Source organism: Buttiauxella noackiae ATCC 51607, from assembly GCF_001654865.1.
Lineage (GTDB): Bacteria > Pseudomonadota > Gammaproteobacteria > Enterobacterales > Enterobacteriaceae > Buttiauxella > Buttiauxella noackiae.
In genome coordinates this window covers 1-23869 of record NZ_LXEO01000060.1, presented here as the reverse complement: position 1 = coordinate 23869, position 23869 = coordinate 1, and the positions used below count along the sequence as shown (strand labels likewise).

Genomic DNA, 23869 nt, shown 5'->3' with positions numbered 1-23869 from the left:
GGGTGTCCAACTTTTTGGGTGCAGTTCACGCGTGGCGGTTTTTTATTTAGAACGTAGCAGGCTTAGGCTGCCAGCTACAGAAATCCTGATTCGCTACCAGTAACAACTGAGAACCTTCAGGCGCTTCAAGCCAGGCAATACTCACATCCAGCGATGAATGACGTTGGCGATTCTCAATATGATTAAGCGACACGCTGTCGAGTTTAGGCTCGATGGTCTCACCTTCGCAGGTCGTTACTGTGCCATTGTCATGCCAGCGGCCTTGTCGCAAAACAACACGCCCGATGCGCAATGCTTCGCTAGTCACTTTAGTCTGGCTTGCCTGATACTGATACAAAGCGATTTGGTCATTAGAAAGCTGCTGCTTTTGACCATTCACTTCACGCTGCATGAAGCTCAGCTCACCGTGATCGTCAAAACGTACTTTTACATGCTCTGGAGGCTGGCTCTGAATCGTCATCTCAATTGAGACAAGTTGCTCGCCCTGCCAACGATAATCATTGCTAGACGTCACCCCCTTCTGCAACGGGCTAAACACCGCAAGCATATGGATGCTGCCATCATCGCTATTATCTTTACGCCAGATACGCACCACATCCTGATCGGCAATATAACCGCTCGCGGTAAATGGCGGGATAGGAGGTTGGCTGCTGCATGCCATTAGCAGCACTGTGCCTGCCAGCGCGACCAAAGGACGGCAGGCAAACAAAAGGGGCGTAAACGCCCCTCTGCTAAAACTGTTCACTGACACTTGTTAACTTACTTAACAGCGTCTTTCAGTGCTTTGCCTGAAACAAATGCCGGCACGTTAGCTGCGGCGATTTTGATTTCATTACCAGTCTGTGGGTTGCGGCCAGTGCGCTCAGCACGGTGGTTTACCTTGAAGGTACCGAAACCAACCAGTTGGACAGCATCACCTTCTTTCAGAGACTCAGTAATTGCAGCCAGGGTGGATTCCAGAGCAGCTTTAGCCTGTACTTTAGACAGATCAGCCTTGTCAGCAATTACATCAATCAGTTGAGTCTTGTTCATAAGTTATCCTTACAATGTGTTTATCGCTTGCTAAGCATCGAGTGCGACGGAAATGCCAAAAAAGCACTCTCCTGCATACACGCACCGATAGCCACTTTTTTTCGCCCCACAAATGTAGACCAGACGGGGGGCTAATTGGAAGCCTTCAGGGGTGACAATTCGGACTGTAAGTCACGTTTTGCTGTCTTACTGCTGCAAATTTATACCAATATTGCTGCTACCCGCTTCACGCAGGTCCGCACGAAGCCCTTTGATCAGCTCAACATCGCGTTCTTCGCAGTCAGCTAACAGGCGGAAAATCTCCCACTGAATGTCCCATTCTTCTTCAACAGCCGGGTTTGCTCGCAGCTCTTCATCGGTCATTTCACGACCAGCCTGGGTCATTTCCAGCATAGCAACCGTGGTGATTGATGCTTTACTGACTTCAATTGCATGCTCCAGAGTTTCCCCTGAAAGACGTGAGTGAATCAATTCGCTAAGTGCAACGCATGCATCAATCGCCGGGTAGACACCGTAAATATCATAGTCGTCGGCAGACGGAATGCCTTCTTCGAGTTTCTCAAGTTGGCTATCAAAGTTTACTTTCGCATCTTTGACCGTCAGCGTTTCCCAAATCAAGTCGAGAATACGGCGATACAACTGAGGATCACCAAATTCAGTCTGCTGGCAGAACATGGCGTAATTTGGATACATGCGTTCGCATAAAGAAGCCATGAAAGTGACATGTTGCCAGCTTTCCAGTTTCTCCAGGCGCAGATGGATTGGGTTTTGTAACATAGCGATGTCTCAAAGACGGAATATTAGCGGCAGTTTACCTTAATCACCCCTGAATTGCTTGCCACCGCGTGAAAGCCGGGCGACCAGATGCTACAGCATCTGCCCAGCGAGTAGGTTCAGGTAAGCGGTAACCCATCAGACAGCGATTCACCCATAACAAGGCCGTATCAAGGCCTACACGATGGCCTGTGGAGACAAACAACGGATTGCAGCGTTTTTTACTGCGTAACACCCACGCAAGCGGCTCGCTTTTGTCAGTCAGCAACTGGCATGAGCCGGGCTCTTCGGATAACGGTGCAAACTTCCCGCATAAACGTTTCTTGGCAACGCCTATCGTTGGGACGTCCACCAGCAGGCCAAAATGGGCGGCAACGCCCAAACGCCGTGGGTGCGAAATACCGTGGCCATCCACAAACAGCAGGTCTGGTTTTTGCGACAGCATTTCCCAGGCGGCAAGCAGCGCAGGATATTCGCGAAACGAGAGGAAACCGGGGATATAAGGCATTGAGGTGGCAACACGCGCCACCTGATACTCAACCAGTTCGAGGGAAGGATATTTCAATAACACAATGGCGGCTCGTGTAACCTCACCGCCCTGCTCAAACCCAACGTCAGCCCCGGCGATTAACCGAGGAGGATCCTGCTCAAGACGATCCTCACGGATCACCTGTGAAGCTAATTCGATCTGTTGCTTACGAAGATTTGCGAGATCCATTCCCTCTCCTGATTTTTACAGGTGATACGGTTTCGACAAACGATGTACCGCTTCAACAAATGCACCCGCGTGTTCTGGCGGAACATCCTGGTGAATGCCATGGCCCAGGTTAAAGACGTGGCCTTCACCTTTACCGAATCCTGCCAGAATCGTTGCGACTTCTTCTTCGATACGTGCAGGCTGAGCATAAAGCATGGATGGGTCCATATTGCCCTGCAGTGCGACTTTATGGCCTACACGGCGACGAGCATCGGCGATATCGGTCGTCCAGTCTAATCCCAGCGCATCACATCCCGTTTCAGCCATCGCTTCCAACCATTGACCGCCACCCTTAGTGAACATAGTCACTGGCACGCGACGACCTTCGTTTTCACGTAGCAGGCCATCAATGATTTTGTGCATGTAATAGAGTGAGAACTGCTGATAATCACGCCCGGTCAACACGCCACCCCAGGTATCGAAAATCATTACCGATTGCGCGCCAGCTTTGATTTGTGCATTCAGATATAGCGTGACGCTTTGCGCCAGCTTATCGAGCAGAAGATGCAGCGCTTGCGGGTCGGCATACATCATCTTTTTAATCACGGTAAAGGCTTTGCTGCTACCGCCTTCAACCATATAAGTCGCAAGCGTCCACGGGCTACCGCTGAAGCCAATCAGCGGCACTTCGCCTTTTAGCTCGCGGCGAATGGTGCGCACTGCATTCATCACATAACCCAGTTCACCTTCCGGATCAGGAATCGGCAACTTTTCAACATCAGCACGGCTGGTGATAGGTGAGCGGAAACGTGGGCCTTCGCCCGCTTCAAAATAGAGGCCAAGCCCCATCGCATCCGGTACGGTGAGGATGTCGGAGAAGAGGATCGCCGCATCCAACGGGTAGCGACGCAGCGGTTGCAAAGTCACTTCGCAAGCCAACTCCGCATTTTTGCACAGCGACATAAAATCGCCGGCCTGGGCACGTGTTGCTTTGTATTCTGGCAAGTAACGACCTGCCTGCCTCATCATCCATACTGGCGTGGTATCTACAGGCTGGCGTTGCAGCGCCCGCAGGTAACGATCGTTCTTCAGTTCAGTCATTTTGCATTTCCTTTGGCTGGAACTCTAAATACATTCCGCCAGTTTACCACGTCATTCATACTCTGCCCGACACAGGGCGACAGTGTCTTCAATCAGTCGACGAGCAACCGTACCAGGTGGCGGCAATAACGGAAGTTGGTCATACCGATACCAACCCGCATCAAGTAACTCTTTCGGGTCAATTTCAATCTCACCACTGTGATATTCCGCCATGAATGCGGTCATTAAAGATTGCGGGAACGGCCATGGTTGGGAAGTCACATAACGCAAATTTTTCACGCGAATGCTGCTTTCTTCCATCACTTCACGCGCCACTGCTTGCTCGAGGGTTTCCCCTACTTCGACAAACCCGGCCAGCACGGTATAAACTCCACCGCGATGGCGTGTGTGCTGAGCAAGCAGAATGTGGTCGTCACGACGGATAGCCACGATAATGCACGGTGAAATTTGTGGATAGTAGCGTTCACGACAATGGCTACACAGCATCGCCCATTCGGTTTTGCTAACGTGCATTTCATGGCCGCAGTAACCACAGAATTTATGTGAGCGATAGAACTCCGCCAACTGCACGCCACGCCCGGCAAGTTGAAATAACCCTGGGTCCTGGTCAATAACCTGGCGCACTGAGCCCATATCTGCACGGCGATTTTGTCGCACTAACCACACCGGCTCACTTTCCCACTCGCCGATATGCATCCCAACCGCACCATCAAGCTGAAAATCTTGCGCCGCTCCGTGAGGTAGCTCACCTTTCGGCAACCACAATTTTTGTTCATGACTGACGATAAACCAGCCCTGATCTAACTTTTGAATTACACGTTCCATAACCTGGTGCACATCCCCGAGTTCGCTGGTATAAACAAATGGTCGTAACAATTTTGGGTACGTTTGCGTTACATCTTTTACTCACGGAATCACGGAGTCAATCATGCTTAACCAGTTAGAAAATCTGACTGAGCGCGTCGGTGGTAGTAATGAGTTAATCGACCAATGGCTACATGCCCGCAAACATTTATTGGTGGCTTATTACAACATGGTAGGGATCAAGCCTAACAAGGAATCCCATACCGCGCTCAATGAAAAGGCTCTGGATAACTTTTGCCATAATCTGGTGGATTATCTTTCTGCCGGTCATTTCAATATTTATGAACGCATTATCAGCGAAATGGAAGGTAGCAGCCCACTTTTAGCCGCAACTCACCTTTATCCGCAGCTTGAAGCCAACACCCAACACATCATGGATTTTTACGATTCGCATCTCGAAAGTGCTATCGATGATGATAACTATATTGAGTTCCAGAAAGCGTTATCCGGCATCGGCGAAGCGCTGGAATCACGTTTCTCGCTGGAAGATAAACTCATTCTGTTGGCGTACGACAATGATTTAAATGACAGTGCTAACGATACCGGCAGCCTTGCACGTCCGGCTTGAGTTCTGCTCTGTTAACGAGTAGTTTACATAGCGACCCGTAGCAATACGGGTTTATCTTGTCGGAGTGCCGAGTGTTTAATTGAACACCGGCTGAGACCGTTAATTCGGGATCCGCGGAACCTGATCAGGCTAATACCTGCGAAGGGAACAAGAGTAATTCTGCTTTTGGGTTCACCCGTACGCGGGCGCCCCACATTCATTACTCCTCCGTTGTTCTGACAAGCCACTTCCTGATAACCACTGGAATGAGCTATGTCTACTACTGAAAAAAAACTAAACCGCCGCGAACAACGCGCTGCTGCCCAACATTTTATCAATACGTTGGAAGGTACTGCTTTCCCCAACTCCCAACGTATTTATCTAACTGGCTCACGCGATGATATCCGCGTACCGATGCGCGAAATTCAACTCAGCCCAACCGCAACTGGCGGTACCAAAGAAAACCCTTTATTCACCCCTAACGATGCGATACCGGTGTATGACACTTCTGGCCCGTATGGCGACCCGGCAATCAGCATCGACGTTCTGCGCGGGCTTTCACCACTGCGTGAAAACTGGATTGCTGAACGTGATGACTGCGAAATACTGACCGACCGTAGCTCTGCGTATACCAAAGAGCGCCTTGCTGATGATGGTCTGGACGAATTGCGTTTTGAAACACAACTCACGCCTAAGCGCGCTAAGGCTGGAAAAATCGTTACGCAACTGCACTATGCTCGACAGGGAATTGTGACGCCGGAAATGGAGTTTATCGCGATACGCGAAAACATGGGGCGCGAGCGGATCCGCGATGAAGTATTACGCCACCAGCATCCAGGCCAGGGTTTTGGCGCACGCCTGCCAGAAAATATTACCCCTGAATTTGTGCGTGACGAAGTCGCCGCAGGCCGGGCAATTATCCCTGCCAATATCAACCACCCCGAATCTGAGCCAATGGTTATCGGGCGTAATTTCCTTGTCAAAGTGAATGCTAATATCGGCAACTCAGCGGTCACCTCCTCCATTGAAGAAGAAGTGGAAAAACTGGTCTGGTCAACACGCTGGGGGGCGGACACCGTGATGGATCTATCTACTGGCCGCTATATCCACGAAACCCGCGAATGGATTTTGCGTAATAGCCCTGTGCCAATCGGAACAGTGCCAATCTACCAGGCACTGGAAAAAGTAAACGGCATTGCTGAAGACCTGACCTGGGAAATGTTTCGCGACACGCTTCTGGAACAAGCCGAGCAAGGCGTGGACTACTTCACTATTCACGCTGGAGTGTTGCTGCGTTATGTACCGATGACAGCCAAACGCCTGACCGGAATTGTATCGCGCGGCGGATCGATTATGGCGAAATGGTGCCTGTCGCATCATCAGGAAAACTTCCTGTATGAGCACTTCCGCGAAATTTGCGAAATTTGTGCCGCTTACGACGTTTCACTCTCACTGGGCGACGGCCTGCGCCCTGGCTCCATTCAGGATGCCAACGATGAAGCGCAATTCTCGGAACTGCATACACTGGGCGAGTTAACCAAAATCGCCTGGGAATATGACGTGCAGGTAATGATTGAAGGGCCAGGACATGTGCCAATGCAGATGATCCGCCGCAATATGACCGAAGAGCTGGAACATTGCCACGAAGCTCCGTTCTATACGCTCGGCCCGCTGACCACGGACATTGCGCCTGGTTACGACCATTTCACTTCCGGTATTGGAGCCGCCATGATCGGCTGGTTTGGCTGCGCGATGCTCTGTTACGTGACGCCAAAAGAGCACCTCGGCCTGCCGAATAAAGAAGATGTAAAACAGGGGCTGATTACCTACAAAATTGCGGCACACGCCGCAGATCTGGCAAAAGGCCATCCCGGCGCGCAAATCCGCGACAACGCCATGTCAAAAGCCCGCTTCGAGTTCCGCTGGGAAGATCAGTTTAATCTCGCGCTCGATCCCTTCACCGCTCGCGCCTATCACGATGAAACGCTGCCGCAAGAATCCGGCAAAGTCGCTCACTTCTGTTCGATGTGCGGGCCAAAATTCTGCTCGATGAAAATCTCCCAGGAAGTGCGTGATTTCGCCGCGAAACAGGCGATTGAAGTCGGCATGGAAGATATGTCGCAAACGTTCCGGGCAAAAGGCGGTGAAATTTACCTGCGCCAGGAGGAAGTGTGATGAGCGAATCAGCTTTTTCAGATGTTCCAAAACGCCTGGGATTGTATCCGGTGGTGGATAGTGTGGAGTGGATCGAGCGTTTGCTAGAGGCTGGTGTTCGCACCATCCAGCTACGAATCAAAGACAAAGTCGAAAGCGACGTAGAAGCCGATATTATCGCGGCCATCAAACTGGGCGATCGCTACAACGCCCGTTTATTCATTAACGATTACTGGCAACTGGCGATAAAACATCGCGCTTACGGCGTGCATCTCGGTCAGGAAGATATGGATGTGGCAAATCTGGATGCTATTCGCGATGCGGGTCTGCGGCTTGGGCTTTCCACTCACGATAATATGGAAATGGATCGCGCCCTCGCGGCACGCCCCTCGTACATCGCTCTGGGGCATGTTTTTCCAACCAATACCAAACAGATGCCGTCTGCCCCGCAGGGGCTAGAGCAATTGACTGCACATATCAAAACCCTCGGTGATTATCCCGCCGTGGCGATTGGCGGAATTAGCCTGGAACGAGTTCCTGCCGTCCTCGCCACTGGTGTTGGCAGTGTTGCGCTGGTTAGTGCAATAACTCAGGCTGCTAACTGGCAAACTGCTACTGCGCAGCTACTGGAACTGGTGGGGGCTGGCGATGAATGATACAGATTTCATGCGCTACAGCCGCCAGCTGTTGCTGGAAGACATTGCCATCGAAGGGCAACAGAAGCTGCTCGCAAGTAAAGTTTTAATCGTCGGGCTTGGCGGGCTAGGCTCGCCAGCCGCGTTATATCTTGCAGCTGCGGGCGTTGGCACTTTGATTCTTGCTGATGATGACAATGTGCATATCAGTAATTTGCAGCGCCAGATTTTGTTCACTTCAGCAGATCTCGACCAGCCGAAATCACGAGTCGCACAGCGCCATCTTCAACTGCTCAATCCTGATATTAAACTCCAGGTTATTAGCGAACGCCTGGCTGGAAAATCATTAGCTCAGGCAGTAAAAAGCGCCGATCTGGTGCTGGATTGCAGCGACAACATGGCGACACGACATGGGATTAACGCTGCGTGTATCGCGCATAATAAACCGTTGATTTCCGCCAGCGCCGTAGGGTTTGGCGGGCAGTTGATGGTTCTTACGCCGCCGTGGGAAAACGGTTGTTATCGCTGCGTCTGGCCGGATGAACAAGAGCCAGAACGCAATTGCCGCACCGCAGGCATTATCGGCCCGGTAGTTGGGGTCATGGGGACATTACAGGCACTTGAAGCCATAAAACTGATAAGCGGTATGGTTCCCGCTGCCGGGACTTTGCGTCTGTTTGATGCCCGTCAACATAGCTGGCGAACTCTCGCCATGCAGAAAGCAGCTAATTGCCCGGTATGCGGAGGGCAACATGCACATCCACTTTAACGAAGAACCAATGCAGTGCCCGGATAATCTGACGCTGGAAAATTTGTTGGAGCGGTTGCGTCTAATAAGGCCAGGGATCGCACTGGCCATCAATCAGACTATCGTTCCACGCGAGCAATGGGAGACACATTTATTGAATGATGGCGACCAAATCTTGCTTTTTCAGGCCATAGCCGGGGGTTAACATGCTTCAGATTGCTGATAAAACTTTCTCATCACGATTATTCACCGGTACCGGGAAATTCTCTTCACCGCAGGTGATGGTCGAGGCCATTCGTATCTCCGGTTCCCAACTGGTGACGATGGCAATGAAACGTGTCGATTTGCGTAACCATAACGATGCGATCCTCGCGCCATTGCTTGAGGCAGGCGTGCAGTTGCTACCGAATACGTCCGGAGCCAAAACGGCGGAAGAAGCGATTTTTGCAGCTCAACTGGCCCGCGAAGCGCTCGGCACTCATTGGGTAAAACTGGAGATTCATCCCGACGCCCGCTACTTGTTACCCGACCCCATCGAAACACTGAAAGCTGCAGAGAAACTCGTCAAACTGGGATTTGTGGTGCTGCCATACTGCGGTGCCGATCCGGTATTGTGCAAACGGCTTGAAGAAGTGGGATGTGCGGCAGTCATGCCGCTCGGAGCGCCAATAGGTTCCAATCAGGGCTTACAAACCCGCGCATTCTTAGAAATCATTATCGATCAGGCCCGCGTGCCGGTAGTGGTTGATGCTGGCATTGGTGCGCCAAGCCATGCCGCAGAAGCGTTGGAAATGGGGGCTGCTGCTGTACTGGTGAATACTGCCATTGCGGTTGCACGAGATACCATTCAAATGGCCCACGCTTTCCGCATGGCTGTTGAAGCCGGAGCAATTGCCGCTCAATCCGGTTTAGGGGCTCGCCACCAGCAGGCACAAGCTTCCAGTCCGCTAACCCAGTTTCTGCAATTCAGCCAGGAGGGTTTGTGATGGCACAAACCTTCACCGACCGCTGGCGAGAGCTGGACTGGGATGACATCACGCTTCGTATCAACAGCAAAACCGCTGCCGATGTAGAACGTGCATTAAACACCCGCAAGATTACCCGCGATGATCTTATGGCGCTGTTGTCTCCGGCTGCCAGTCAGTACCTTGAACCGCTCGCACAGCAGGCCCAGCAGTTAACTCGCCAGCGCTTTGGAAACACTGTGGGTTTTTACGTTCCGCTTTATCTCTCCAATCTTTGCGCCAACAACTGTACCTACTGCGGCTTTTCGATGAGCAACAAACTCAAGCGTAAGACGCTGGATGAGCAAGAAATTGAGCGGGAATGCGAGGCGATTCGCAAGCTGGGATTTGAGCATTTGTTATTGGTGACGGGTGAGCATCAAACCAAAGTCGGCATGGATTATTTCCGTCAGCATCTTCCGGCGATTCGTCGCCGCTTCAGCTCGCTGCAAATGGAAGTGCAGCCGCTGGATGAACGCGAATACGCTGAACTCAAAGCGCTTGGGTTAGACGGCGTAATGGTCTACCAGGAAACCTATCATCAGGCGGTATACGCGCAGCATCATCTACGGGGCAATAAGCAGGATTTCTTCTGGCGCCTGGAAACACCGGACAGGCTGGGCCGTGCGGGGATAGATAAAATAGGCCTCGGCGCGTTGATTGGTTTATCAGACAGTTGGCGCACCGACTGTTTTATGGTGGCAGAGCACTTACTTTGGCTTCAGCAAAACTACTGGCAAAGCCGTTATTCGATTTCATTTCCACGATTACGCCCCTGTGCGGGTGGAGTAGAACCGGCATCGATAATGACAGAAAGCCAACTGGTGCAGGTGATATGCGCATTTCGCCTGCTTTCGCCCGATGTAGAGCTTTCACTTTCTACTCGTGAATCACCATGGTTTCGGGATCATATGATCCCGCTCGCCATCAACAATGTCAGTGCGTTCTCTAAAACTCAACCGGGTGGTTATGCCGACAACCACCCAGAGCTCGAACAGTTTGCTCCGCACGACGGGCGCACACCAGCTGAAGTCGCAGCAGCATTAACACGCTCTGGCTTACAGCCAGTATGGAAAGACTGGGATAGTTTTTTGGGAAGAACGTTGTATTAGCGAGTCAGGCTGACATGGCTGGAAACTCAAAATGTAACCGGTTTCAGTCCATCCAAGTTTCTTTTGTGACCCCTCACACACAATCACCGCAAAGCGGTTGTTGTACCGAGGCGTGACGGATAATTATCTGTGTATCCAACGGACACTGAGAGCAGATCTATGAAGAATATCGTTTTGTGTTGTGCAGCGGGTATGTCGACTAGCATTTTGGTCCAACGTATGAAGGACGCCGCTCAGAAGAAAGGTATTGAAGTCTCAATCAAGGCAGTGCCGGTTGCAGAATTTAAAGACAATATCGACACCGCCGATATCGTGCTGCTGGGTCCACAGGTTAAATATGAACACGCTAAGCTACAGGCGATTGCAGAGCCAATGGGTAAAACAGTTGCAGTCATCGACATGATGGATTACGGCATGATGAAAGGCGATGTTGTGCTCGAGAAAGCTTTGAAAATGATGGAGTCATAAGACGTGGAAGATTTAGAAACGATTATCATGGAATTGTTGGTTAACGCAGGTAGCGCGCGCAGCCAGGCGTTGACAGCTCTGCAAATGGCTCGTAAAGGGGATTTCGTAGCAGCTCAACAAGCAATGGAAGAGTCTCGTGAGTTTGTGAAACATGCTCACAAAATTCAGACCCAACTTATCGGGTTAGATGAAGGCACTGGCAAACTGCCGGTTAACTTGATTACCGTACACTCCCAGGACCACCTGATGAACGCGATGGTGATTCAGGATTTGGCCGAAGACATGATTGAACTGTATCGCCGTCTGCCGCTAGCCAACTGATTTATCTCAGGTATTTCAAGTATAAAAAAACCGCTCTTTCGAGCGGTTTTTGTTTTTAGCGTATCGGACGATTACTCGTCGTTACCACCCAGATTACCTGCATTCAACAGCTCTGCCAGGCTGGCAGTAGCGTCTGCTGCAGTCACCTGAGGTACAACTGGCGCTTCGCCCGCTGCACGACGGCGCATACGATCCTGGTGGTACGCATAACCGGTACCAGCTGGGATCAGACGACCAACGATAACGTTCTCTTTCAGGCCGCGCAGTTCGTCACGTTTACCCGCAACAGCTGCTTCGGTAAGCACACGAGTTGTCTCCTGGAACGATGCCGCGGAGATGAAGGACTCGGTTGCCAGAGAGGCTTTGGTGATACCCAACAGATCACGTGAGAAGGACACGTTAATCTTGCCGTTCGCTTCCAGTTCGCGGTTAGCGATCTTGACGCGAGAGTATTCAGCCTGCTCACCTTCCAGGAAGTCAGAACTACCAGCGTTAACGATAGTTGCTTTACGCAACATCTGACGCACGATGACTTCGATGTGTTTATCGTTAATCTTAACGCCTTGCAGACGGTAAACGTCCTGCACTTCGTTGGTGATGTAACGAGTCACAGCATATACGCCACGCAGACGCAGAATGTCATGCGGAGATTCTGGACCATCGGAAACAACGTCACCGCGTTCTACAACTTCGCCTTCGAACACGTTCAGCTGACGCCACTTAGGAATCATCTCTTCGTAAGCATCGCTGCCGTCGAGTGGAGAGATTACCAGACGGCGTTTGCCTTTGGTTTCTTTACCGAACGAGATGATCCCGCTGATTTCAGCAAGGATAGCTGGCTCTTTCGGACGACGCGCTTCGAACAGATCCGCAACGCGTGGCAAACCACCGGTGATGTCCTTGGTACCACTTGATTCCTGAGGAATACGCGCCAGCGCGTCACCAGAGTGAATCTGAGTACCATCTTCCAACTGAACAATTGCTTTGCCTGGCAGGAAGTACTGAGCTGGCATATCTGTACCAGGAATCAGAACGTCGTTGCCTTGAGCATCAACAATTTTCAGTGCTGGACGCAGATCTTTACCACCCGCGGTACGTTCTGCAGAATCCAGAACAACCAGAGATGACAGACCTGTCAGTTCGTCAGTTTGACGAGTAATGGTCTGACCGTCGATCATGTCAGTAAAGCGGATGAAACCACTTACTTCAGAAACGACTGGCATTGTGTGCGGATCCCAGTTTGCTACGGTTTCGCCCGCTGCAATCTGCTCGCCATCACCTTTAGCCATTACCGCACCGTAAGGAACTTTATAGCTCTCTTTAGTACGACCGAATTCGTCAATCAATTTCAGTTCAGTGTTACGAGAAGTCACTACCAGTTTACCGGCAGAGTTCACAACCGACTTCGCGTTGCTGAGCTTGATGCTACCTTTGTTCTTAACCTGAATGCTGGATTCAGCAGCAGAACGAGATGCCGCACCACCGATGTGGAACGTACGCATCGTCAGCTGAGTACCTGGTTCACCGATGGACTGTGCCGCGATAACCCCGATAGCTTCACCTTTGTTGATGATGTGACCACGTGCCAGGTCGCGACCATAGCAGTGTGCACAAACACCAAAGTCAGTTTCGCAACCTACTACGGAACGGACTTTAACGCTGTCAACAGAGTTAAGTTCTAACACGTCACACCACTGTTCATCGATCAGGGTGTTACGAGTTACCAGGATGTCTGCAGTACCCGGCTTGATCACATCTTCAGCCGTTACACGGCCCAGAACGCGATCGCGCAGTGGCTCTTTAACATCGCCGCCTTCGATAACCGGAGTCATCGTGATACCTTCGAGGGTGCCACAATCGTCTTCGGTCACTACCAGATCCTGTGCAACGTCAACCAGACGGCGGGTCAGGTAACCGGAGTTCGCAGTTTTCAGTGCGGTATCCGCCAAGCCTTTACGAGCACCGTGCGTGGAGATGAAGTACTGGAGTACGTTCAGACCTTCACGGAAGTTCGCGGTAATTGGCGTTTCGATGATGGAGCCATCTGGCTTAGCCATCAGACCACGCATACCAGCCAACTGACGAATCTGTGCTGCAGAACCACGAGCACCTGAGTCGGCCATCATGTAAATGCTGTTGAAGGAAACTTGCTGCTCTTCGACGCCGTCACGGTTAATAACGGATTCAGTTTGCAGGTTGTCCATCATCGCTTTAGATACACGATCGTTCGCCGCAGCCCAGATATCGATTACTTTGTTATAGCGTTCGCCTGCTGTTACCAGACCAGACTGGAACTGTTCCTGAATTTCAGCAACTTCAGCTTCCGCTTCAGAGATGATTTCAGTTTTCTTCGCAGGGATGACCATGTCATCGATACCAACGGATACACCTGAACGCGCTGCATAAGCAAAGCCGGTATACATCGTTTGGTCAGCAAAGATTACTGTAGGCTTCAGGCCCAGAATACGGTAACAAGTGTTCAGCATTTTGGAGATTGCTTTCTTACCCAACGCCTGGTTGACGATGGAGTAAGGCAGACCTTTCGGTACAATCATCCAAAGAATCGCACGACCAACGGTGGTGTCGATTAAGCTGGTCTTCGCAACGAACTCTTCGTTCTCGCCTTTTTCATATTCAGTGATACGCACTTTTACACGCGCATGCAGAGAGGCCAGACCTGCGCGATAGATACGCTCAGCTTCTTTAGGGCCAGTCAGCACCATGCCTTCGCCTTTGGCGTTAACACAGTCACGGGTCATGTAGTACAGACCCAATACAACGTCCTGAGAAGGAACGATGATTGGCTCGCCGTTCGCTGGTGACAGGATGTTGTTGGTAGACATCATCAGCGCACGCGCTTCCAACTGAGCTTCAAGCGTCAGTGGAACGTGTACTGCCATCTGGTCACCATCGAAGTCGGCGTTATATGCCGCACAAACCAGCGGGTGCAGCTGGATAGCTTTACCTTCGATCAGTACAGGTTCAAATGCCTGGATACCCAAACGGTGCAGAGTTGGTGCACGGTTCAGCAGTACCGGGTGTTCGCGGATAACTTCGTCCAGGATATCCCAAACGACAGCTTCTTCGCGCTCAACCATTTTCTTCGCAGCTTTAATGGTGGTAGCAAGACCACGCAGTTCCAGCTTGCCGTAGATAAACGGTTTGAACAGCTCCAGTGCCATTTTCTTAGGCAGACCGCACTGATGCAGACGCAGGTATGGACCTACGGTGATTACAGAACGACCGGAGTAGTCAACACGTTTACCCAACAAGTTCTGACGGAAACGACCCTGCTTACCTTTGATCATATCGGCCAAAGATTTCAGAGGACGCTTGTTAGAACCGGTGATCGCACGACCGCGACGACCGTTATCCAGCAGGGCATCAACCGCTTCCTGCAACATACGTTTTTCGTTACGTACGATGATGTCAGGAGCAGCCAGATCCAGCAGACGTTTCAGACGGTTGTTACGGTTGATAACGCGACGATACAGATCGTTCAGATCTGAAGTTGCGAAACGACCACCATCCAGCGGAACTAATGGACGCAGGTCTGGCGGCAGAACCGGCAGAACTGTCAGGATCATCCACTCTGGTTTGTTACCAGATTGAACGAACGCTTCCAGCAGTTTGATACGCTTGGTCAGCTTTTTGCGTTTGGTTTCGGAGTTGGTTTCATTCAGCTCTTCACGCAGAGTTTCACACTCTTGCTCCAGATCCATGTTTTTCAACAAGGCCTGAATAGCTTCCGCACCCATCTTCGCATCGAATTCGTCACCGAACTCTTCCAGCGCATCCAGATACTGCTCTTCAGTCAGGATCTGACGACGCTCGAGGTTGGTCATACCGCCTTCGATAACCACATATGATTCGAAGTAAAGTACACGTTCGATATCACGCAGTGGCATATCTAGCAGCAAGCCGATACGAGACGGCAGTGACTTCAGGAACCAAATGTGTGCAGTTGGGGAAGCCAGCTCGATGTGACCCATGCGCTCACGGCGCACTTTAGTTTGGGTTACTTCAACGCCGCACTTCTCACAAATTACACCACGGTGTTTAAGGCGCTTGTACTTACCGCACAGGCACTCATAGTCTTTTACTGGCCCAAAAATACGAGCACAGAACAGACCGTCACGTTCTGGTTTGAACGTACGATAGTTAATGGTTTCCGGCTTTTTAACTTCGCCGAACGACCATGAACGGATCATGTCTGGCGATGCCAGAGCAATTTTGATCGCATCAAACTCTTCGGTCTTAGTTTGCGCTTTCAGAAACTTAAGTAAGTCTTTCACGGATTAGCTCCCGTCGGAGTGAGACTTCTCAGAGACGTCCGGTGTGACCCGGACATCCTGTAACCAGTACAGCAAATGCGAGTAATTACTCGTCTTCCAGCTCGATGTTGATACCCAGCGAACGGATTTCTTTCAACAATACGTTGAAGGATTCCGGCATGCCTGGTTCCATCTGATGGTTACCATCCACGATGTTTTTATACATCTTGGTACGGCCATTAACGTCATCAGACTTAACAGTCAGCATTTCCTGCAAGGTATAAGCAGCACCGTATGCTTCCAGTGCCCACACTTCCATCTCACCGAAGCGCTGACCACCGAACTGAGCTTTACCACCCAGCGGCTGCTGAGTAACAAGGCTGTAAGAACCGGTAGAACGCGCATGCATTTTGTCATCAACCAAGTGGTTCAGTTTCAGCATGTACATGTAACCTACGGTTACTGGACGCTCAAACTGTTCACCGCTACGGCCATCAAACAGTGTGATCTGACCGGAAGTCGGCAGGCCACCCAGTTGCAACAGCTCTTTGATTTCCGACTCTTTTGCACCGTCGAATACCGGAGTAGCAATCGGCATACCTTTTTTCAGGTTCTCAGCAAGACGCAGAACTTCATCATCGGTGAAGGTGTTCAGGTCAACTTTCTGACGAACATCTGAACCCAGATCATATGCTTTCTGAATAAATTCGCGCAGCTTGGAAACTTCTTCCTGCTTCTTCAGCATGGCGTTGATTTTCTCGCCGATGCCTTTAGCAGCCATACCCAAGTGGGTTTCCAGAATCTGACCGATGTTCATACGAGATGGTACGCCCAGCGGGTTCAGTACGATGTCTACCGGCGTGCCGTTTTCATCGTAAGGCATATCTTCGATCGGGTTGATCTTGGAGATAACACCTTTGTTCCCGTGACGACCTGCCATCTTGTCACCAGGTTGGATCTGACGTTTAACGGCCAGATATACTTTCACGATTTTCAGCACGCCAGGTGCCAGGTCATCGCCCTGAGTGATTTTGCGGCGCTTAGCTTCAAGTTTCTTCTCAAACTCGTGCTTCAGCTCGTCGTACTGCTCTGCCAGCTGTTCCAGCTGGTTTTGCTTCTCTTCGTCAGTCAGACCCAGTTCCAACCAGCGATCGCGTGGCAATTTGTCGAGCTTCTCAGCTTCGACACCGCCTGCAACCAGCACAGCATGGATACGAGCAAACAGACCAGCTTCAAAGATTTGCAGTTCTTCAGTCAGGTCTTTCTTCGCCTGCTTCAGCTGCATCTCTTCGATTTCCAGCGCGCGCTTGTCTTTTTCCACGCCATCGCGGGTAAAGACTTGCACATCGATAACGGTACCGGAAACGCCGTTTGGTACGCGCAGAGAAGAGTCTTTAACGTCAGACGCTTTCTCACCGAAGATTGCACGCAGCAGTTTCTCTTCTGGAGTCAGCTGGGTTTCACCTTTAGGCGTTACCTTACCAACCAGAATGTCACCACCGGTCACTTCAGCACCGATGTAAACGATACCGGATTCATCCAGTTTGGAGAGAGCTGCTTCACCCACGTTAGGGATATCTGCAGTGATCTCTTCAGGCCCAAGCTTAGTGTCACGAGACACACATGCCAGTTCCTGGATGTGAATAGTTGTGAAACGATCTTCCTGAACAACACGCTCGGATACGAGGATGGAGTCTTCGAAGTTGTAACCGTTCCACGGCATGAACGCTACGCGCATGTTCTGGCCAAGAGCCAGTTCACCGAGGTCAGTAGACGGACCGTCTGCCAACACATCGCCACGTTCAACTGGCTCACCCAGAGACACACAAGGCATCTGGTTGATACAGGTGTTCTGGTTAGAACGGGTGTATTTGGTCAGGTTGTAGATGTCGATACCAGCTTCACCAGCCAGCATTTCGTCTTCGTTAACTTTGATAACGATACGAGACGCATCAACGTACTGAACAGTACCGCCACGTTTAGCAACAGCAGTAACACCGGAGTCAACGGCAACAGCACGTTCCATACCAGTACCAACCAGCGGCTTATCAGCACGCAGAGTTGGAACGGCCTGACGTTGCATGTTCGCACCCATCAATGCACGGTTGGCGTCATCGTGTTCCAGGAACGGGATCAGGGACGCACCGACGGAAACTACCTGTTGGGTAGAAACGTCCATGTAGTCAACCTGGTCGTTGCTGAACAAGCTGGATTCGCCTTTGCTACGGCAAGTTACCAGGTCGTCTACGAAACGGCCTTCTTCGTCCAGGTTGGTGTTCGCCTGAGCGATAACGTAGTTACCTTCTTCAATAGCAGAAAGGTAATGAATCTCGTCAGTTACAACACCTTCAACAACGCGACGATACGGAGTTTCTAAGAAACCGTATTCGTTAGTCTGTGCATAAACAGACAGGGAGTTGATCAGACCGATGTTTGGACCTTCAGGGGTTTCGATTGGACATACACGACCGTAGTGGGTTGGGTGTACGTCACGTACTTCGAAGCCTGCACGTTCACGGGTCAAACCACCCGGGCCAAGTGCGGAGATACGACGTTTGTGCGTAATCTCAGACAACGGGTTGTTCTGGTCCATAAACTGAGACAGCTGGCTGGAACCGAAGAACTCTTTAACCGCAGCAGAAATAGGCTTAGCGTTGATCATATCCTGAGGCATCAGGGTATCAAGGTCGCCTAAAGACAGACGCTCTTTAACCGCACGCTCAACACGTACCAGGCCCACGCGGAATTGGTTTTCCGCCATTTCGCCTACGGAACGGATACGACGGTTGCCGAGGTGGTCGATATCATCCACTTCGCCCTGGCCGTTACGGATACCGATCAGCTTGCGCATAACTTCGATGATGTCGTCTTTGCTCAGGATACCTGAACCTTCGATCTCATCACGCAGCAGTGAACGGTTGAACTTCATACGACCAACCGCTGACAAGTCATAACGGTCTTCGGAGAAGAACAGGTTCTCGAACAGGTTTTCAGCTGCTTCGCGAGTTGGTGGCTCGCCAGGACGCATCATGCGATAGATTTCAACCAGTGCGCTCAAGCGATCGTTGGTTGGATCGACACGGATGGTCTCAGAAATGTATGCACCGTGATCCAGGTCGTTGGTAAACAGCGTTTCGATACGCTTATGACCACACTGGCTCAGTTTAGCTAACAGATCCAAAGACAGTTCCATGTTCGCCGGGCAAATCAGTTCGCCAGTCGATGCATCAACGTAGTCTTTAGCCGCGACTTTACCAGCAATGTATTCAACCGGAACTTCGATAAGCTTGATATCGTCTTTTTCCAGCTGACGAATATGGCGCGCAGTAATACGGCGGCCTTTTTCGACATAGATCTTGCCGTCAGCTTCGATGTCAAAGGATGCAGTCTCACCACGAAGGCGTTCTGGCACCAATTCCATCTGCAGCTTGTTGTCGCGGATTTCGAAATTAACTTTCTCAAAGAACAGATCAAGAATCTGCTCAGTGGTGAACTGTAACGCACGCAGAATAATGGTCGCTGGTAATTTGCGGCGACGGTCAATACGTACGAACAAGTTGTCTTTCGGGTCGAATTCGAAATCCAGCCAGGAACCACGGTAAGGGATGATACGTGCGTTATACAGCACCTTCCCGGAAGAGTGGGTTTTACCTTTGTCACTATCAAAGAACACACCAGGGCTACGGTGTAACTGAGAAACGATAACGCGCTCAGTACCGTTAATAACGAAGGTGCCGTTATCTGTCATGAGTGGAATTTCACCCATGTAAACTTCTTGTTCTTTAATATCTTTAACGGTGCCTTCCGGCGCTTCACGCTCGTAGATCACCAGACGCAGTTTCACGCGCAGGGGAGCGGAATACGTCACGCCACGGATCTGACATTCTTTAACGTCAAATACCGGCTCACCCAGACGATAGCTCACATATTGCAGCTCGGAGTTACCGCTGTAGCTTGCAATAGGGAACACGGAACGGAAAGCTGCTTCCAGACCGTACTGGCCTTCAGGATCTTGCTCGATAAACTTCTGGAACGAGTCAAGCTGGATAGAAAGGAGATAAGGAATGTCCAAAACTTGTGGACGTTTTCCAAAATCCTTACGAATACGTTTTTTCTCGGTATAGGAGTAAACCATTAGGGTTCCTCAGCTCGCTGACAAGTCGACCCATCTGCCCGACAAGGGGACAGTTTGTGCAACACTATTTTGTGGACCGGAAAGTGGAACACTCTCCGCAATACCTGTTTCTATCACTCTTAAACCATTTCGCCACGCTTTACCCCGGAACTCCCGGTGTAGAAAGTCGTAGTATATTAAGGCGTAGATAGAGACAAACATTGAAAGGAAACCAGCAGTCAAACAGTGTGAAACGCTACTGGTACCCTACAGCGCAAAAAGGCTGGTGACTAAAAAGTCACCAGCCATCAGCCTAATTTCTCAGGCTGCAACCGGAAAGGTTGGCTTATTTAACTTCAACTTCAGCGCCAGCTTCTTCCAGAGATTTTTTCAGAGCTTCTGCGTCATCTTTGCTCACGCCTTCTTTCAGCGCAGCTGGAGCGGATTCAACCAGGTCTTTAGCTTCTTTCAAGCCCAGGCCAGTTGCGCTACGAACTGCTTTGATAACGGCAACTTTGTTAGCGCCAGCAGCTTTCAGAATAACGTCGAACTCAGTTTTCTCTTCTACAGCTTCAGCAGCAGCAGCAGGGCCTGCAACAGCAGCAGCAGCGGAAACACCGAATTTTTCTTCCATTGCAGAGATCAGCTCAACAATGTCCATTACAGACATAGCGGATACTGCTTCAATGATTTGATCTTTAGTGATAGACATAGCAATTGTTCCTGAAAATCAGAATAAGTTTATACGTAAGCAAATGCGTGAGAAAGGAAAGCGCAATTAAGCTGCTTCTTTCTGATCGCGTACAGCAGCCAGAGTGCGAACCAATTTGCCTGCAGAGGCTTCTTTCATGGTTGCCATCAGGCGTGCGATTGCTTCTTCGTAAGTTGGCAGAGTTGCCAGGCGATCGATCTGGGCCGCCGGGATCAGCTCACCTTCAAAGGCTGCAGCTTTAACCTCGAATTTTGCATTCGCTTTAGCGAACTCTTTGAACAGACGAGCAGCAGCGCCCGGGTGTTCCATAGAATATGCAATCAAGGTTGGACCAACAAACGTGTCTTTCAGGCACTCAAACTGAGTACCTTCAACAACGCGGCGCAGCAAGGTGTTACGAACAACACGCATGTAAACGCCAGCTTCACGACCTGCTTTACGCAGTTCAGTCATTTTACCTACGGTCACGCCACGGGAATCCGCAACAACCGCAGACAGCGCACCTTTGGCTACTTCGCTGACTTCAGCAACAATCGCTTGTTTGTCTTGAAGATTTAAAGCCATTAGCTTTGCTCCTGGATATTAGCCGGGGTTTCCCCCGGAACTCACTTCATTCATTACCAAAACGATAATGAACGTCGACATACGGTGAGCAGAAACAAGCCAAAGACTATCAAAAATATTCTTCAGGTTCTGTCACCGTCTACGCAGGGAATTAAGTCTCTTGCGAAACTCCTGCGGTCTTGGACGGAGGCCTGGATAAGGCCAGGCTCCAACCGAAAATTCTTTGTGCCTTACATTGTAAGGCAACGGGCGTAGGATTTTAGACCAATCTAACGCCCGCGTAAAGCAGTGAATCTTAGTTCACTACTGCGCTCAGACCAGATTGGTCGATCGCAACACCTGCACCCATAGTGGTAGACAGGCTAACTTTCTTAATGAAAACGCCTTTAGCTTGAGATGGTTTAGCTTTTTTCAGCGCAACCAGCAGAGCTTCCAGGTTTTCTTTCAGTTTGTCAGTGTCAAAATCCACTTTACCGATGGTGGTGTGAATGATGCCGTTTTTGTCGTTACGGTAACGAACCTGACCAGCTTTAGCGTTCTTAACCGCTTCAGCAACGTTAGGAGTTACAGTACCAACTTTCGGGTTAGGCATCAGGCCACGTGGACCCAGAACCTGGCCCAGTTGGCCAACAACGCGCATTGCATCTGGAGATGCGATAACAACGTCAAAGTTCATTTCGCCTTTTTTGATCTGGTCAGCCAGATCTTCCATACCTACCAGCTCAGCGCCAGCAGCTTTAGCTGCTTCAGCGTTAGGGCCTTGGGCAAATACGGCTACGCGAACTGAACGGCCAGTACCGTGCGGCAGTACAGTTGCACCACGTACGTTCTGGTCAGATTTACGAGCGTCGATGCCGAGGTTTACAGCAACGTCAACGCTTTCTACGAATTTCGCAGTGGCCAGCTCTTTGAGCAGAGCAACGGCTTCGTTGATGTCATACTGTTTAGTTGCATCAACTTTGTCACGGATCACGCGCATGCGCTTGGTCAGTTTAGCCATTTCTTAATCCTCCACTACCAGGCCCATGGAACGAGCAGTACCTTCGATGGAGCGAATCATCGCTTCAACGTCAGAACCAGTCATGTCCGCAGCTTTGGTTTCTGCGATTTCACGCACCTGAGCACGGGTCACTTTACCCACTTTGTCTTTGTTCGGCTTACCGGAACCAGACTTGATACCTGCAGCTTTCTTCAACAGAACAGCAGCTGGTGGAGTTTTAGTAACGAAAGTGAAAGAACGGTCAGCGTAAACGGTAATAACAACCGGAATTGGCAGACCTTTCTCCATGGATTCAGTTTTGGCGTTGAACGCTTTACAGAATTCCATGATGTTAACACCTTGCTGACCCAGAGCTGGACCAACTGGTGGACTTGGGTTCGCCATACCAGCTGCAACTTGCAACTTGACGTAGGCTTGTACTTTCTTAGCCATCTTAATTTCCTCTAGTGGGTTATAGCGCCTTAGACAATGAAGGCTCCCCGTGAATAATTCGTTCTACGCACACAAGATGCGTAAAAACAAAAGGCGCGAAATTGTATTCCAATCTCGCGCCTTGTGCAACGAATAATCGCTGCTTTTACAACCTAATTATTAGGCTTTCTCTACCTGAGCAAAATCAAGCTCAACCGGCGTAGCACGACCGAATATAGACACAGAAACCTTCAGGCGGCTCTTTTCGTAATCTACTTCTTCAACTACACCGTTAAAGTCAGCAAATGGACCATCGCTGACACGTACCATCTCGCCTGGCTCAAACAGCGTTTTAGGACGCGGCTTATCACCAACCTGCTGCAGGCGGTTCATAATCGCATCAACTTCTTTGTCGCTGATTGGAGCAGGACGGTCAGAAGTACCGCCGATGAAACCCATCACACGCGGAACGCTACGCACTAAGTGCCAGCTCGCGTCATTCATAACCATCTGGACCAGAACATAGCCCGGGAAGAATTTACGTTCGCTTTTGCGACGTTGGCCACCACGGATTTCGACCACTTCTTCGGTCGGTACCATGACTTCACCAAACAACTCTTCCATGTTGTGCAATTTGATATGCTCACGCAGCGATGTTGCTACGCGGCCTTCAAAACCGGAAAACGCCTGAACGACGTACCAGCGCATTTTAGGGGCTTCAGACATCTCAGAACCTCAGGCCAGTAATAAAAGAAACCAGGCGGACAAGAATACCATCCAGCCCCCACAGAATCAGTGACATTACAGCTGTAACTGCTGCCACGATTAAGGTGGTGTGTAAAGTCTCCTGGCGAGTTGGCCAAATCACTTTACGAACTTCGGTTCTTGCTTCGCGTGCGAAAGCAACAGTTGCTTTGCCTTTCGTCGTTAACAGCGCGACACCACCCGCTGCAGCAATCAGAACAACCACTGCCAGGGCACGCAGAGGCAGAGATACATCACGATAAATGTAGTTGCCCACGATCGCCACAATCAGCAGAGCAGCAACTGCCAGCCACTTCATCACTTCCAGGCCGCGCCCGCTTCCTTGAGCTTCGGTATTCGCACTCATAAACCAACCCGTCACAATAATTCAGACAAACATTTTTGCCCCGCATACGCGAGGCAAAACCAGACCGAATGGCTCTTTTCAGGCACTATTCGGTATAACGCCATCTTCAGAGCCTGTCTCAGCAATGATTATGAGTAAAAAATCACTGATAAGCCAGGTTCTGGACAGAGAGCGTGCAAAAAGGGCATCAAATGATGCCCTTTTCTTGCGCGTTGCGTCAAATGTT

General features: G+C 50.5%; 23 protein-coding genes and 1 riboswitch. Of the genes, 9 read left to right on the top strand and 14 right to left on the bottom strand.

All coding sequences use genetic code 11. The annotated features are described in order from the left end of the window. Nucleotides 1–46: 46 nt before the first annotated feature. The 6 genes from M979_RS18850 to nudC form a co-directional block, all read right to left on the bottom strand. Nucleotides 47–745: a DUF1481 domain-containing protein gene (locus M979_RS18850; RefSeq protein ID WP_064556027.1), complete on the bottom strand. Its 699-nt coding sequence runs from the start codon at nt 743–745 to the stop codon at nt 47–49. Nucleotides 746–759: 14 nt separating this feature from the next. Next, complete coding sequence (gene hupA / locus M979_RS18845; RefSeq protein ID WP_032615913.1) at nt 760–1032, bottom strand: nucleoid-associated protein HU-alpha; 273 nt, start codon at nt 1030–1032, stop codon at nt 760–762. A gap of 186 nt (nt 1033–1218) precedes the next feature. Beyond that, nucleotides 1219–1809 carry a YjaG family protein gene (locus M979_RS18840; protein WP_064556026.1) on the bottom strand — a complete coding sequence of 197 codons (591 nt, stop codon included), beginning with the start codon at nt 1807–1809 and terminating at the stop codon, nt 1219–1221. A gap of 43 nt (nt 1810–1852) precedes the next feature. After that, on the bottom strand, nt 1853–2524 hold the full coding sequence (nfi, locus tag M979_RS18835) for a deoxyribonuclease V (protein ID WP_064556025.1): 672 nt from the start codon (nt 2522–2524) through the stop codon (nt 1853–1855). 15 nt (nt 2525–2539) lie between these two features. Further along, a complete protein-coding gene (hemE, locus tag M979_RS18830; protein ID WP_034461518.1) occupies nt 2540–3604 on the bottom strand; it encodes a uroporphyrinogen decarboxylase in 1065 nt (354 codons plus the stop codon). A gap of 51 nt (nt 3605–3655) precedes the next feature. Continuing rightward, nucleotides 3656–4429 (bottom strand): NAD(+) diphosphatase, encoded by a 774-nt coding sequence (nudC, locus tag M979_RS18825; protein ID WP_064556024.1) that lies wholly within the window; start codon nt 4427–4429, stop codon nt 3656–3658. 103 nt (nt 4430–4532) lie between these two features. Here nudC and M979_RS18820 point away from each other — a divergent pair, with 103 nt between their 5' ends. The 9 genes from M979_RS18820 (at nt 4533) to M979_RS18780 (ending at nt 11457) form a co-directional block, all read left to right on the top strand. Next, nucleotides 4533–5036 carry an Rsd/AlgQ family anti-sigma factor gene (locus M979_RS18820; RefSeq protein ID WP_034461516.1) on the top strand — a complete coding sequence of 168 codons (504 nt, stop codon included), beginning with the start codon at nt 4533–4535 and terminating at the stop codon, nt 5034–5036. Nucleotides 5037–5086: 50 nt separating this feature from the next. Continuing rightward, nucleotides 5087–5200: riboswitch (TPP riboswitch) on the top strand. 88 nt (nt 5201–5288) lie between these two features. Continuing rightward, nucleotides 5289–7190 carry a phosphomethylpyrimidine synthase ThiC gene (thiC, locus tag M979_RS18815; RefSeq protein ID WP_064556023.1) on the top strand — a complete coding sequence of 634 codons (1902 nt, stop codon included), beginning with the start codon at nt 5289–5291 and terminating at the stop codon, nt 7188–7190. Beyond that, on the top strand, nt 7190–7825 hold the full coding sequence (gene thiE / locus M979_RS18810; protein WP_064556022.1) for a thiamine phosphate synthase: 636 nt from the start codon (nt 7190–7192) through the stop codon (nt 7823–7825). The genes thiC and thiE overlap by 1 nt, the downstream gene beginning before the upstream one ends. Beyond that, a complete protein-coding gene (locus tag M979_RS18805; RefSeq protein ID WP_064556021.1) occupies nt 7818–8573 on the top strand; it encodes a HesA/MoeB/ThiF family protein in 756 nt (251 codons plus the stop codon). The genes thiE and M979_RS18805 overlap by 8 nt, the downstream gene beginning before the upstream one ends. Further along, nucleotides 8557–8757, top strand: coding sequence for a sulfur carrier protein ThiS (gene thiS / locus M979_RS18800; protein ID WP_034461512.1), 201 nt, complete (start codon nt 8557–8559; stop codon nt 8755–8757). Before M979_RS18805 ends, thiS begins: the two co-directional genes overlap by 17 nt. Before the next feature lies 1 nt (nt 8758). Beyond that, nucleotides 8759–9538, top strand: a complete 780-nt coding sequence (gene thiG / locus M979_RS18795) for a thiazole synthase (RefSeq protein WP_064556020.1) — start codon at nt 8759–8761, stop codon at nt 9536–9538. Beyond that, nucleotides 9538–10668: a 2-iminoacetate synthase ThiH gene (thiH, locus tag M979_RS18790; RefSeq protein ID WP_064556019.1), complete on the top strand. Its 1131-nt coding sequence runs from the start codon at nt 9538–9540 to the stop codon at nt 10666–10668. The genes thiG and thiH overlap by 1 nt, the downstream gene beginning before the upstream one ends. A 159-nt stretch (nt 10669–10827) precedes the next feature. Continuing rightward, nucleotides 10828–11136 carry a PTS sugar transporter subunit IIB gene (locus M979_RS18785; protein WP_034461506.1) on the top strand — a complete coding sequence of 103 codons (309 nt, stop codon included), beginning with the start codon at nt 10828–10830 and terminating at the stop codon, nt 11134–11136. 3 nt (nt 11137–11139) lie between these two features. Further along, nucleotides 11140–11457: a PTS lactose/cellobiose transporter subunit IIA gene (locus M979_RS18780; protein ID WP_034461505.1), complete on the top strand. Its 318-nt coding sequence runs from the start codon at nt 11140–11142 to the stop codon at nt 11455–11457. Between the two features lie 71 nt (nt 11458–11528). Here the strand turns inward: M979_RS18780 and rpoC are convergent, their stop codons facing one another. The 8 genes from rpoC to secE all read right to left on the bottom strand — a co-directional run bounded on the left by rpoC (nt 11529) and on the right by secE (nt 23643). Beyond that, nucleotides 11529–15752 (bottom strand): DNA-directed RNA polymerase subunit beta', encoded by a 4224-nt coding sequence (gene rpoC / locus M979_RS18775; RefSeq protein WP_034461799.1) that lies wholly within the window; start codon nt 15750–15752, stop codon nt 11529–11531. 85 nt (nt 15753–15837) lie between these two features. Then, entirely contained in the window at nt 15838–19866 is a 4029-nt protein-coding gene (rpoB, locus tag M979_RS18770; RefSeq protein WP_034461800.1) for a DNA-directed RNA polymerase subunit beta, read from the bottom strand. Nucleotides 19867–20191: 325 nt separating this feature from the next. Then, nucleotides 20192–20557, bottom strand: a complete 366-nt coding sequence (rplL, locus tag M979_RS18765) for a 50S ribosomal protein L7/L12 (RefSeq protein WP_034461801.1) — start codon at nt 20555–20557, stop codon at nt 20192–20194. Between the two features lie 66 nt (nt 20558–20623). After that, nucleotides 20624–21121, bottom strand: coding sequence for a 50S ribosomal protein L10 (rplJ, locus tag M979_RS18760; RefSeq protein ID WP_034461803.1), 498 nt, complete (start codon nt 21119–21121; stop codon nt 20624–20626). Nucleotides 21122–21416: 295 nt separating this feature from the next. Further along, nucleotides 21417–22121, bottom strand: a complete 705-nt coding sequence (rplA, locus tag M979_RS18755; RefSeq protein WP_064541398.1) for a 50S ribosomal protein L1 — start codon at nt 22119–22121, stop codon at nt 21417–21419. A gap of 3 nt (nt 22122–22124) precedes the next feature. Beyond that, on the bottom strand, nt 22125–22553 hold the full coding sequence (gene rplK / locus M979_RS18750; RefSeq protein ID WP_034461805.1) for a 50S ribosomal protein L11: 429 nt from the start codon (nt 22551–22553) through the stop codon (nt 22125–22127). Between the two features lie 159 nt (nt 22554–22712). Beyond that, entirely contained in the window at nt 22713–23258 is a 546-nt protein-coding gene (gene nusG, locus M979_RS18745; protein WP_034461806.1) for a transcription termination/antitermination protein NusG, read from the bottom strand. Between the two features lies 1 nt (nt 23259). After that, complete coding sequence (secE, locus tag M979_RS18740; protein WP_064556018.1) at nt 23260–23643, bottom strand: preprotein translocase subunit SecE; 384 nt, start codon at nt 23641–23643, stop codon at nt 23260–23262. Nucleotides 23644–23869 lie beyond the last annotated feature (226 nt).